The 12,039-nt window shown below is 41.5% G+C and carries 14 protein-coding genes and 1 pseudogene; 12 read left to right on the top strand and 3 right to left on the bottom strand.

Going from position 1 to position 12,039, the window contains the following annotated elements; genetic code table 11:
* Positions 1–6: 6 nt before the first annotated feature.
* From QUE86_RS18095 to QUE86_RS18040, 12 genes and pseudogenes are all read left to right on the top strand, one after another.
* The gene (locus QUE86_RS18095; protein WP_130052985.1) at positions 7–648 is read left to right on the top strand and encodes a thermostable hemolysin; all 642 of its coding nucleotides are present in this window, start codon (positions 7–9) and stop codon (positions 646–648) included.
* Positions 645–2,102 (top strand): annotated as a pseudogene (locus tag QUE86_RS18090) (AMP-binding protein); the annotation flags it as partial. The gene QUE86_RS18095 and the pseudogene QUE86_RS18090, both read left to right, overlap by 4 nt.
* A gap of 12 nt (positions 2,103–2,114) precedes the next feature.
* Positions 2,115–2,804: an iron-containing redox enzyme family protein gene (locus QUE86_RS18085; protein ID WP_205987957.1), complete on the top strand. Its 690-nt coding sequence runs from the start codon at positions 2,115–2,117 to the stop codon at positions 2,802–2,804.
* Positions 2,801–3,577, top strand: a complete 777-nt coding sequence (locus QUE86_RS18080; protein ID WP_130052983.1) for an SDR family oxidoreductase — start codon at positions 2,801–2,803, stop codon at positions 3,575–3,577. The genes QUE86_RS18085 and QUE86_RS18080 overlap by 4 nt, the downstream gene beginning before the upstream one ends.
* Before the next feature lie 20 nt (positions 3,578–3,597).
* Positions 3,598–4,245, top strand: coding sequence for a hypothetical protein (locus QUE86_RS18075; protein ID WP_167657338.1), 648 nt, complete (start codon positions 3,598–3,600; stop codon positions 4,243–4,245).
* Between the two features lie 3 nt (positions 4,246–4,248).
* Positions 4,249–4,908, top strand: a complete 660-nt coding sequence (locus QUE86_RS18070) for a response regulator transcription factor (RefSeq protein ID WP_130052981.1) — start codon at positions 4,249–4,251, stop codon at positions 4,906–4,908.
* Positions 4,908–6,218: an ATP-binding protein gene (locus tag QUE86_RS18065; RefSeq protein ID WP_250662073.1), complete on the top strand. Its 1,311-nt coding sequence runs from the start codon at positions 4,908–4,910 to the stop codon at positions 6,216–6,218. Before QUE86_RS18070 ends, QUE86_RS18065 begins: the two co-directional genes overlap by 1 nt.
* A complete protein-coding gene (locus QUE86_RS18060) occupies positions 6,211–6,558 on the top strand; it encodes a cupredoxin domain-containing protein (protein WP_256854101.1) in 348 nt (115 codons plus the stop codon). The genes QUE86_RS18065 and QUE86_RS18060 overlap by 8 nt, the downstream gene beginning before the upstream one ends.
* Positions 6,542–7,291, top strand: a complete 750-nt coding sequence (locus tag QUE86_RS18055; protein WP_250662072.1) for an iron transporter — start codon at positions 6,542–6,544, stop codon at positions 7,289–7,291. The genes QUE86_RS18060 and QUE86_RS18055 overlap by 17 nt, the downstream gene beginning before the upstream one ends.
* Positions 7,291–7,983: a hypothetical protein gene (locus QUE86_RS18050; RefSeq protein WP_239978019.1), complete on the top strand. Its 693-nt coding sequence runs from the start codon at positions 7,291–7,293 to the stop codon at positions 7,981–7,983. The genes QUE86_RS18055 and QUE86_RS18050 overlap by 1 nt, the downstream gene beginning before the upstream one ends.
* A gap of 200 nt (positions 7,984–8,183) precedes the next feature.
* On the top strand, positions 8,184–8,393 hold the full coding sequence (locus QUE86_RS18045; protein WP_036972536.1) for a cold-shock protein: 210 nt from the start codon (positions 8,184–8,186) through the stop codon (positions 8,391–8,393).
* A 172-nt stretch (positions 8,394–8,565) separates the two neighbouring features.
* Positions 8,566–9,261: a substrate-binding periplasmic protein gene (locus tag QUE86_RS18040; protein ID WP_167657341.1), complete on the top strand. Its 696-nt coding sequence runs from the start codon at positions 8,566–8,568 to the stop codon at positions 9,259–9,261.
* Here the strand turns inward: QUE86_RS18040 and QUE86_RS18035 are convergent.
* The 3 genes from QUE86_RS18035 to udk all read right to left on the bottom strand — a co-directional run bounded on the left by QUE86_RS18035 (position 9,258) and on the right by udk (position 12,015).
* Positions 9,258–9,986: a substrate-binding periplasmic protein gene (locus tag QUE86_RS18035; RefSeq protein WP_286260475.1), complete on the bottom strand. Its 729-nt coding sequence runs from the start codon at positions 9,984–9,986 to the stop codon at positions 9,258–9,260. The genes QUE86_RS18040 and QUE86_RS18035 overlap by 4 nt on opposite strands.
* Positions 9,987–10,143: 157 nt before the next feature.
* Entirely contained in the window at positions 10,144–11,367 is a 1,224-nt protein-coding gene (locus QUE86_RS18030) for a NupC/NupG family nucleoside CNT transporter (RefSeq protein WP_130052976.1), read from the bottom strand.
* 18 nt (positions 11,368–11,385) lie between these two features.
* Positions 11,386–12,015: a uridine kinase gene (udk, locus tag QUE86_RS18025; RefSeq protein WP_130052975.1), complete on the bottom strand. Its 630-nt coding sequence runs from the start codon at positions 12,013–12,015 to the stop codon at positions 11,386–11,388.
* Between the last annotated feature and the right edge of the window lie 24 nt (positions 12,016–12,039).

The following is a 12,039-nucleotide window of genomic DNA, read 5'->3' as shown; positions in this document are numbered from 1 at the left end:
ACAATTATGCTTTCAGTTCAACAATTACAACAAACTCAAGTCCAAGAGCCAGCCTTTGTTTGCACTCGTGAAGGAGGTCAATTCCGTGACCGCCTTGAGAGCAATATCAAGCAAGGCTTTGCTGCTGCGTATGACGCGAAAATTTCGCAATTCATGCCGCTACTTTGCGAGCTTAATGTTGATGATGAAGTATGTACTTTAGGTCTTCGCTCTGCATCACAGCCTTTGTTTATTGAACAATACCTCCCTGCGTCTATTGAGCACTTTGTCAGTGCCAAGCGTGAGCACATTTTTGAGCTAGGTAATTTATGCTCAACGCATCGAAAAGCCACCTTGGCACATTTTGTTTTAATGAACGAAGCACTTTATCAAGCAGGGGCAAAATATTTAGTGTTTTGCGCAACCCGTAAAGTGAGAGCGTTATTAAAAATGCTTGGTGTGAATTGCAAAGAAATCGGTGTTGCCAATGCACAAGCACTTCAAGATCCAGCTAGCTGGGGTAGCTATTACGACAATCAACCAACCATTTGTGTGGTTGACCTAAACGAAGCACATCAACGTGTATTAAACACCCCAGTTTTATTCAATATCAAACAGCAGTGTTTGCAGTCATCACTTGAGCTTGCTGTATTTTTGGAGGCGTTATGAGCTGGTTAACACAATTACCGCATAAGGATAGCGACACCTTGATGGTTTGCCATCAAAGTGATGGTGTACGCTCACTAACTAAACAAGAGTTTACTGAGCAAGTAACTCGTTTACTGCCAACCTTAGCTGAATTTGATGCCCAAGGCATCGCTTATCAATTAGATAACACGCCAGCATGGTGTGTATTGGAAGCCGCGATTAGCGATCTTAAAAGAGTCGCGATTCCGCTACCAACGTTTTTTACTGCTCAGCAAATTGCATTTGGTTTGCAAAATAGTGGGGCAGGGCTATTTGTATGTGACCGCGCATACGAAGGTGAGCATGCTAAGTTAGTGGCGTTAGTTGACGTGTGTAAGCATTACCCTTTATATGTTTATCAACTGAGTAATACACAGCCTGTGCCTTATTTTGCTAACACGCAAAAGATTACCTTTACATCGGGCTCAACGGGTACACCAAAAGGCGTGTGTTTATCTCTTGAAAGTCAAATGCAGGTAGCTACATCACTCTATCAAAGCATTGGTTTAGAAAAACCAAACCATTTGTGTTTATTGCCGTTACCGGTTTTGCTTGAGAACTTAGCAGGTGTTTATGCGCCGCTATTAGCTGGTGGTACGGTTAATTTGGTCCCTTTAGCTGAACTTGGTTTTTCTGGTGCGCAGTTACTTGAACCTCACAAATTGATTGCTGCAATTGAACGTACTGAGCCAAATACTCTTATTTTAGTGCCAGAACTTCTTACCTGTTTGGTGGCTTTTGCAAAGCAAGGCTGGCAAGCGCCTAAAAGCTTAAAGTTTATTGCTGTAGGTGGCGCGGTTGTAAGCCAGCAGCTTATTAAGCAAGCCCGTGAATGTGGCTTACCTGTGTATCAAGGTTATGGTTTGTCTGAGTCTTCATCGGTGGTGAGTTTAAACACTAGTAATGATGATGACATCGAAACTGCAGGCCGAGTACTTAAACATATTCAATATAAAATTGAAAATGGCCAACTTTATATCAAAGGTTCATTATTTTTAGGTTATTTAGGTCAAGCTGCACAAAATACCGACGATTGGTATGCCACTGGAGACTTAGTTACTGAGCAAGAAGGTCGTTTGGTTATCCAAGGCCGCTTGAAAAATCAGCTTATCACGAGCTTTGGACGCAATATCAGTGCTGAGTGGCCGGAGTCATTATTGCTCAGCCACAGTCAGGTACAGCAAGCAGTCGTTATTGGCGAAGGCCAAGCGTTTTTAGCTGCGCTTATCTTTGCAAACCAAGCGATGAGTGACAATGAGCTTGCAGCACACATTGCTAAACAAAACGCGCAGTTACCCGAATACGCACAGATAAAAAAATGGCATCGTCTGGCAGAGCCAATGAGCCACACCCAAGGTTTATTAACTAGCAATAATCGCCCAAAACGCGATGTTATTAACCAATTTTTTGCTAGAGAGATTTCAGCATTTTACAAAGAGGCGACGAGCATGAGTCAATTTTTCAATACATTACAAGCCGAAACACAAAATGAGCGCGACTATCTTTTAGCAGCGCCGATTATTGGCCGAGTTTTTAAAGGTGAAGTAAGCCTTAGTGAATATGCATCGTTTTTAACTCAAGCATATCACCATGTTAAGCACACAGTGCCACTACTAATGGCTGTGGGTGCAAAGCTTACCGATAAACAAGAGTGGCTGCGTGAAGCTGTTGCAGAATACATTGAAGAAGAGTTAGGCCATCAAGAATGGGTATTAAATGATATTGCTGCATGCGGTTTTGATAAAGAGTTGGTACGTAATTCTCGTCCACAGTTTTCGACCGAATTAATGGTGTCGTATGCCTATGATGCAATTAATCGCGGTAATCCTTTAGCTTTCTTTGGTATGGTTCATGTGCTTGAAGGTACTTCTATTGCATTAGCAGATAATGCTGCCGGACAAATCCGTGAGGTTGTTGGGCTACCTAAAAAGGCTTTTTCATACCTTACTTCGCACGGCGCACTTGATATTGAACACGTTAAGTTCTTCGAATCACTAATGAATAAAATAGACAACGAGGACGACCAACAAGCCATTATTCACGCCGCTAAATGTTTTTACAAACTATACGGCAATATTTTTCGTGACCTCGACTCAGAACCTTTCTTTACAGAGGCGGACATGGAGCAAAGCGCATGAGTAGCCCAGTTTGTGTGCTAACCGGCGCAACTGGGGGCATTGGCCGTGCTATTGCTCTTAGCCTTGTGAAAGAAGGGTGGCGTTTATTGCTGGTAGGCAGAAATGTTAAGCAACTTGCTGCACTTAAGTTGGAGTGTGGTAATGACGCAGAGTATTTTCAGGCTGATCTAAGTAACAGTGAATCCCGTGATGATCTTGCCAAGTTTGCTCAGCAAATTGGTGGTGCAACATTACTTATCAATAATGCAGGCGTCAATGTGATGCAGGGCTTTAGTGAAATCAGTGAGCAGCAAATAGATCACCTGTTAAATATCAACCTGCATGTGCCAATTAAATTATGCCAGCTATTTTTACCACAAATTACACGCAACAAAGGCACGATTGTGAATATAGGTTCATCGTTTGGTAGCATCGGATATCCATATCAAACCTTGTACTGCGCCAGCAAGTTTGGACTTAGAGGTATGACAGAAGCCCTTGCCAGAGAGCTCAGCCACAGCGATGTGAAAATATTGTATTTAGCACCTCGCGCGACTGATACCGCGATCAATTCGCCACAAGTGCGCGCGATGAACAAAGAGCTTGGTAACACGATGGATCCGCCTGAAAAAGTGGCAGATGCATTAATAGATTTAATTAAATCAAAAAAACGTCGCCGTTTTATCGGCTTCCCTGAAACATTATTTGCCCGTATTAACGGCGCATTTCCATCACTAGTTGATAACGCAATAGCAAAACAACTTCCTAAAATTAAAAGTTTTTTTGCGAACTAAATTGATTAAGGTGAATGATTATGACTAAACTAAATTTTAAAGCCCTAATGATGTTAGGTGTTATCATGGCCGCGCCTGCAAAAGCCGACTTTAATAGTGATTTAAGTTCGGTGCAAAAAAAGTGGGCAGTGGTTAATTACGAATTAGTTGATGATGCGCAATTAGATGCCTTTGAAAAACTAGCCAACGAAACGGCTGAATTTACAAAAGCGAATGACCAGCAGGCTGCAAGTCATATTTGGTACGGTATTGTGCTATCGAGTTATGCGGGAGCGAAAGGGGGCTTAGGTGCTCTTGGTCTTGCAAAAGATGCTAAAGCGCAATTTGAAAAAGCGCTAAGCTTAGATCCAAAAGCGCTCGACGGTTCAGCATACACCAGCCTTGCTACCTTGTACGGTAAAGTGCCGGGTTGGCCAATTGGTTTTGGTGATGATGATGAAGCGAAAAAGCTGTTTCAGCAAGCGCTTGAGCTAAATCCTCGTGGTATCGATAGTAACTATTTATATGCTTCATTCCTATATGACGAGCGTAAGTATAAATCAGCTAAAGAATTTTTATTGGTTGCTCAGCAAGCGCCAGCGCGCCCTGATAGACCAAAAGCAGATCTTTACCGCCAACAAGAAATTACTAAACTATTGGCTAAGGTAGAGAAAAAAATAAAGAGATAAACTATGCATTTATTGCTCGTTGAAGACGACCATTTAGTGGCTGAAGGCCTGTGTCGCTCTTTGCGTCAACAAGGATATAGTGTTGAACATAGTTCGACCGTTAAGTCAGCGATGCAATGGCTGGACAACGATGAAATTGAGCTGGTAGTCCTTGATTTAGGGCTACCTGACGGTGATGGCATCGACATTTTAAAGCATATAAAAAAACATCGTAAAAACATTCCTGTGGTGATTTTAACTGCTAGGGGTAGTATCGACGATAAAGTTATGGGTTTAGATTTAGGGGCTGATGATTATCTTGCAAAACCGTTTGATCCCGCTGAATTATTTGCACGTCTTCGGGTTGCAAGCAGGCGCCTGACACAAGCACAAACCAGCACCTTAAAAGTCGGTGATGTTGAAATGGATACCGCGGCTTTTACCGTGAGTTATCAAGGAGAGCCCGTAAATCTTCCGCGTAAAGAGTTCATGCTCCTTAAAGCTTTGTTAGAAAATCAGGGCCGCGTGCAATCAAAACAGCAGCTAGAGAGTAAACTCTATGAGTGGGGCGAAGAGGTGGGATCAAATACCATCGAAGTGCATATTCATCACTTACGTAAAAAATTTCCGAAAGAGTTCATAAAAACCTTACGCGGCATTGGTTATGTGGTAGGTAAACGCTAGTGTCAATTCGTAAGCGACTCACCTTACTTATCTTGTCTATGGTGATCTTAACCTGCTTTTTGGCTTTTACTAAAGGTTATCGAGAAAGTATGAATCAGGCTGAAGCACTGCTTGATAATGAGCTGGTAACGCTTGCGCATGTGTTGATTGAACAGCCGTTAAATAAAGAAACTCCTGCCTATACGAGTAATTTACCGCAGTTATTATTTCAGGTTTGGGTGGATGACAGTTTGGTCTCAAGCTCAAAGTCATTACAAAATAACCCAATCAATCAAAGTCACTGGCAAACCGGGTTTAGTGTTGAGAATTTGGCAGGGCAACGAGTCAAAGTATACCGTTTAAGCGAAGGAGATAAGCGGGTGCTTATTGCTGAGCCATTGAGTAAACGTGTGGCACTAACAGAAACAGTGATTTTATCGGCTATGACGCCATTGTTATGGAGCGTACCAATCTTAGCACTGCTTATTAGTGTTTTTGTAAAACAAGGGCTTGCGCCACTCACTCGGTTATCTAATCAACTTAAACATAGACAAGCAAATGACTTTACTGCGATCCCTTGGCAGACCCCAGAACAAGAAATTAAACCCGTAATCAGCCGCTTAAACGATCTATTTAAGCGTGTTGAAAGTGCCTATTTACGAGAACGATTTTTTGCCTCAGATGCGGCCCATGAGCTGCGCACACCGCTTAGTAGCTTAAAAATAAATGTACATAATTTACTTGCCCAAGGTGTCGATAGTGTAGAACTTGATGCGATGGAAAAAGGCGTTGATAAACTGAGTAATATCGTTGAGCAGATGTTGATTTTAGGGCGAACATACCCAGAGCAGTGGCAGGCGCAATTTAGCCCTGTATCGGTATTAGAGGTTAGCCAGCAAGTTGTAGCACAACTTTATGACCGTATCGATGAAAAAGAGCATACAATTAGCATAGATGGTGATGATTTTATTATTGCTGGTGATGAATTCACTTTGATCACTTTATTTGGCAATTTACTGAGTAACGCCATAAAATATACACCAGCTGTGGGAGAGATTTGTATTACTCTTAAAGCCGAAGGTAATCGTTTTATCTGGCAAATTGATGACTCCGGTCCAGGTATTGATGAAGCTCAAAAGCAGCGCATTTTTAACCGTTTTTACCGCGTGGGTGGCGATAAACATCCATCCGGTGAGCAAGGAGCCGGGCTTGGTATGGCTATTGTTGAACACATAGTATCGATTTATAACGCTGATATTGCGCTTGCAGATAGTCACCTCGGTGGCTTGCGAGTAAGCGTCTCTTTTATGCAAGGAGAGATTAGTGAATAAATGGATTTTGGCATTCTCTATGCTGCTACTATGTATGTCGTCTTGGCTTGCTTATGCCAAAGAGTACAAACTGATCTTAAGAGATCATCTATTTTACCCCGCTGAAATTAAAGTACCTGCCAATAAAAAGCTGCGACTATTAATCGAAAATCAAGATGACACTCCTGAAGAGTTCGATAGCTTTGACTTAAACCGCGAAAAAGTGCTCTACCCAGGCCGAACCAGTGTGATTTATATCGGCCCATTAAGCCCTGGGCGTTATGATTTTTTTGGTGAATTTTCGCCTAACACTGCTCGAGGGACTGTTGTGGCTACGGAGGTGGATGATGCTGATAACTAGTCTGCTGATGAGTATAAATCAGCTTCTGCCAGTGGTGATTTTAGCTGTGCTTTTGGGTTTGATTGTGCCTTTAAATCAGCGTCAGCTATGTATTTATGCCGTTATTGGTATTGTGATGAGTTTAGTGTTTGTACAAGGCGCTGCATGGGTGAGCCAGTTATTTGATCATAGAGGCTTAGAGTTCATGCAAATGTTGCTGTGTATTGTGATTTTTGCAGCTGCATTAATTAGTTGTCAGCAACGAAGTCAGGCCGCAGCTGTCGCATTGGTTGCTACCATGACGTTGTATTTAAGTCACTACATGATTTATTTAGTCAGTTTCTGGCACAGCAAAGATACTGCTGAGCCACTGATACTTGGTACCTTATTAGGGGTTGGTATTTGTATTAGCTTTGGTGTGTTACTGTTCTTTTTACTTGAAAGTGTTGTTAAACGCGCAGGCGTGCAGCCTTTAGTTGTGTTGCTTGCCTTAAATGCAACAGCAAAGTTATTGATACTTCTTGATTTAGCAAGTCAGGTTGACTTACTCGATGTGACTTCAAATTATTTAGATTGGCGTGGGTTTCTAGTTGAAAACTCAGAACTAGGGCGGGTATTAAAAGCCTTATTGGGTTACGAAGCCACACCAAGTAAAACAGCGCTTTGGGTGTATGTAGTTGCAGCGTTGGTATTTATCGCCTTAGCGCGTGTTTTAAAAATTAAAAAGACAGAGGAGCCAGTATGCGGTTCTTAATGATTAGCTTAAGCTGTTTGCTGTTAGCAACTATTAGTCAAGTCGCACATGCTGATGGCATGGTGGTCGATAAAGTATATCACCCTTATGTAATGCCTTTTGAGCGCGAAGTAGAGTGGCGTTTAGTGTCGAGACAAACTGATAGCGGCAATGTGTTAGCGCAGCGCGCAGGTTTTGGTGGGGCAATTAATGACACCATGAGTCTTGAAGGTTATTTGGTTGGCGAGCGAGACGATAACGGCGATTTTGGGTTATCTTCATACGAGGTAGAGTTACGTTGGCAGCTTGTTGAACAGGGACGATTATGGGCTGACTGGGGGGCACTATTTGAGCTTGAAAAACAACATACAGTGGATGCTTACGAAGCAACGACTGGCTTTTTATGGGAAAAAGAGTTTGGCCGTACAAGCCTGACTATGAATGCATTTTTAGTGTATGAATGGGGCGCAGATATCGAGAATGAGTGGGAAAGCGAGTTTCGTTTGCAGTATCGTTATCGCTATCGATCAGCATTTCAACCATCAATAGAAATTTACGCTGGTGAGGACTTTGTTGGGGTTGGTCCCGGCTTTATTGGTTTACATAGGTTTAGTCCAAAACGTCAGTTAAAATGGGAAGCTGGTTTTATCAGCGAACTGAGTCAATCTGGTAAAGATCATAGCTTTCGCTTAGCATTGGAATTTGAGTTTTAATGACGATAGTGTTTGACTTATCTTAGTAACTCTATATAGTGGGCACCAGCTAGAAAGAAAGCGTGTAATTAATAAATCTTTATTTCGTTGTTGTATAAGTAATACTTGTAGTACCGTCCTGAAGTTTTTAAGTACCATCTCATTTTTTGCTACACCCGCCCATTAGGGCATTTTTAATTTTTTATATCAGGAATAATACTATGTCTAACATCGTATCAGGTACAGTTAAGTGGTTTAACGAATCTAAAGGTTTTGGTTTCATCGAGCAAGAAAATGGCCCAGACGTGTTCGCACACTTCAGCGCTATTAAAAGCGACGGTTTCAAAACTTTAGCTGAAGGCCAACGTGTAGAGTTCACTCTTTCACAAGGTCAAAAAGGCCCACAAGCGGATAACATCACTCCGTTATAATTTTTACTTTTAGTAAAAATTAAGAAGAAGCAAGCTACGGCTTGCTTTTTTTGTGCTTAAAAATTGACTGAGCTAATGAAAATTTCTATATTTAATGCAGCTATTTAATTAGGGTGTATTAATTATCTTAAAATTATTGTTGTTAGCATGCCTAAGTTTTGCACCCGTAGTAATGGCAAAGGATAGTGTCACCATCTACACCGAGCAATTCCCGCCATATAATTTTTCAAACAAAGGGCACCTAGAAGGCATTAATCTTAAATTTGTCAAAGCAATGTGTGTTGATGCAGACATTGAATGTCACTTCGAGCTTTTACCTTGGTCTAGGGCATATCACTTTGCACAGAAAAAACCACAATCAGGCCTAGTCTCTACGGCACGAGTTCCTGATCGAGAAGAGTTATTCAAGTGGGTTGGTCCACTGGCTTCATCACGTAACTTTTTTTATCGCTTACAATCAAATGATCGCATTAATCCTATCGACTTATCTCAAGTAAAAGACCATAGTTTATGTGTTGTCAGAGACAGCATTTACGAAAAATTCGTAGAAAGCATTGGCTATGAAGGTGATAAAAATCTTCTAAAAGTGAGTCATTATTACGAATGTATTAACCTATTTTTTAAAAATAAGATTGAGCTGATCATAGGCTCAGAGCTATCGTTTAAATATCAATTAATGCAGTATGGTCACCAAGGCAGAGAAGTGGTTAAGTTAGTTGAATTGCCTCTGAATGGCGCCGTGGGTAACTTTCTAGCGCTAAATAAAGCATTACCTGATGAGTTAGTTGCTCGATTTCAAGCAAGTTATAACAAGCTGAGTAAACAAGGACTACTAGAAAAGTATATTGAGCAATATAAGGCGAATTAAGGTCGCTGTAGTAACATCACGGTATTGTATTTTGGCGTCATCATCACTTCATTAAATGCTTTTTTTAACGCATCCACATAGCGTTGTTCGGTATTAATATTTGCCGCGAGGTAGCCTTTCATGGTTAAAAAGTCGATACCATGCGTAAAGCTAAAGCGGCGCTCATCTAATGCCAGCTGCTCAGCCATAGCTGCAATATAATTTTTATCATCGATAATTAAATCAACCTTGCCCGACATCAACAGTTGATATGATTTATTGATATCCGAAGTATAGACTACAGTGTAACCACGGTCTGTTAGGCGCTGTGCCGCTAAATCATTACGTTGTACGGCTATTTTGTAATCTTTTGCTTGCTCGTTTGAGGTGATGTTTATATCTGTGCGAGAGCTTAATTTAACAAAGCCCATTTGATAGGTAGCCACTTCACCAATCCAATGAAAGTGTTTTTCGCGCTCAGGGGTCTTCGCCATACTATAAATAAAGATATTAGGTCTCTTAAGTGCCATATTGTAGGCACGGGCCCAAGGATAAAGCTCTATATTTGGGTTTATGTTTGCTTTGGCAAAAATAGCTTTAACTAATTCGGTGCTTTCACCGGAAACTTGGTTATTGATTAAAGTTTGGTTTGGTGGCGACAGCTCAGTCACAACGGTCAGGGTCGGTTCGCAAAGTGCTGGCCAACTAAAGAAAAGGATTAGTATATAAACTCGTAAAAATTTCATTTATGTACTTAAATAGACTTAGTAATTAAATCTTAGCACATAAAACGATAAAAGGGCCTTGCGGCCCTTGGTGAAGTATCGTTCAAGTCAGATAGACCTTTAACCCCTTAAAGTCCTATCCTATTGTTTTGCAACTACGGCTCATCTCATTAAGTTTCTAAGCTAGCGAGAGGAAAAAACCTGCAATTGCTGCACTCATGAGGTTAGCCATAGATCCTGCTAACACTGCTCTGAGCCCTAAGCGTGCGATATCCTTTCGCCGACTAGGCGCCATACCGCCTAATCCACCTAGTAAAATTGCTATCGATGATAAGTTAGCAAACCCACATAACGCGAATGTGACAATCGCTTGTGTGTGCGCACTTAACGTATCGCGATAATTAATAAAGTCGAGGTAAGCAACAAATTCGTTTACTACAACCTTCTGACCTATAAAACTGCCTGCGATTACTGCTTCGTTCCAAGGTACACCTAATAACCATGCAACTGGCGCGAATACGTAACCTAAAATTTCTTGTAGCGTTAATGTTGGATGATCAAACCAACCACCAATACCGCCTAATAGCCCATTTAAAAGTGCAATAAGTGCTACGAAAGCAAGTAACATAGCACCTACATTCAGTGCTAGATGCATACCGTTTGCGGCACCTGATGCAGCTGCATCAATTACGTTAACCGGTTTTTCTTCTTGTACGTCTAAATCAGCTAAATCTTCTTTTGGTGTTTCGGTCTCTGGCACAATCATTTTTGCCATTAAGAAACCACCTGGTGCCGCCATAAAGCTGGCTGCGATTAAGTATTTAAGCTCTACACCAATTGTTACGTAACCCGCCATAACAGAACCTGCTACGGTAGCAAGGCCACCTACCATTACCGCAAACAGCTCTGACTTAGTCATGCTGGCAATAAATGGCTTAACAATCAATGGTGCTTCTGTTTGGCCAACGAAAATATTGGCGGTTGCAGAAAGCGATTCAGGGCGAGAGGTTTTCAATAGCTTTTGTAAGCCACCGCCGAGAATCTTGATTATCCAATCCATTACTCCGATGTGATACAACACAGCAACTAATGCTGAGAAGAACACGATAACGGGCAATACTTGTATCGCAAAAATAAACCCTAAAGTATCTTGCGATGCCAGTGAGCCAAATAAGAAGCTTATACCGTCATTGGCATATCCAATAACCGATGAAACTCCTCGTGACATACTTGCTAGTACGTTTTTGCCCACTTCGAAGAACAAGACAAAGCCACCAATTAACACTTGTAGTAAAAAAGCGATGCCTACTGTTCTTAAATTAATCGCTTTACGGTTAGTTGAAGCCGCAAAAGCAATGCCTAGTAGCACAACAATGCCTACTAAGCTCATAAATGTTGTCATACTGACTATTTCCCGTTGTTATTGTTGCAGTAAATATTTTATTTTACTTTTAATTATATCAATGGCAACGCGATTCATACCGCCGCGAGTGACTACGAGATCAGCTTTGTGTTTTGATGGCTCAATAAACTGATAAAACATAGGTCGCACTGTCGCTTGATATTGATCAACAACGGACTGTAATGTTCTGCCACGCTGCTCCATATCTCGTTGCATACGGCGCATAAGGCAGATATCTAACGGTGTATCAATAAACACCTTAATATCAAATTCTTTTCGAAGTGCCGGATCACTCAGTAGCAAAATACCTTCAACGATAAGTACTTTTGCAGATGCAACTCGGCGCGTTTCATCGCTACGGGTATGCATTGCATAGTCATAAGTTGGTACGTCTACCGATTTTCCAGCGCGCAATTGAAGTAAGTGCTCATGCAAAAGCTCATGCTCGAAAGCATCAGGATGGTCGTAATTGGTTTGCGTTCGATGGTCAAACGGCAAATGCGACTGGTCTTTGTAATAAGCATCTTCTTCGATCACTGCGATCGCGCCCGGTTCAAGCTCATTGACTAATTCGTTATAAATTGTCTTGCTAAAAAGAGACTTGCCCGACGCAGATGCGCCAGCAATAGCTATAATTGTTCGTGTCACTAAAGTTCTCGCCCACACAGAAGG

The organism is Pseudoalteromonas apostichopi (assembly GCF_030297135.1).
GTDB classification, from domain to species: domain Bacteria; phylum Pseudomonadota; class Gammaproteobacteria; order Enterobacterales; family Alteromonadaceae; genus Pseudoalteromonas; species Pseudoalteromonas apostichopi.
This window is presented reverse-complemented; position numbering and strand designations above follow the sequence as displayed.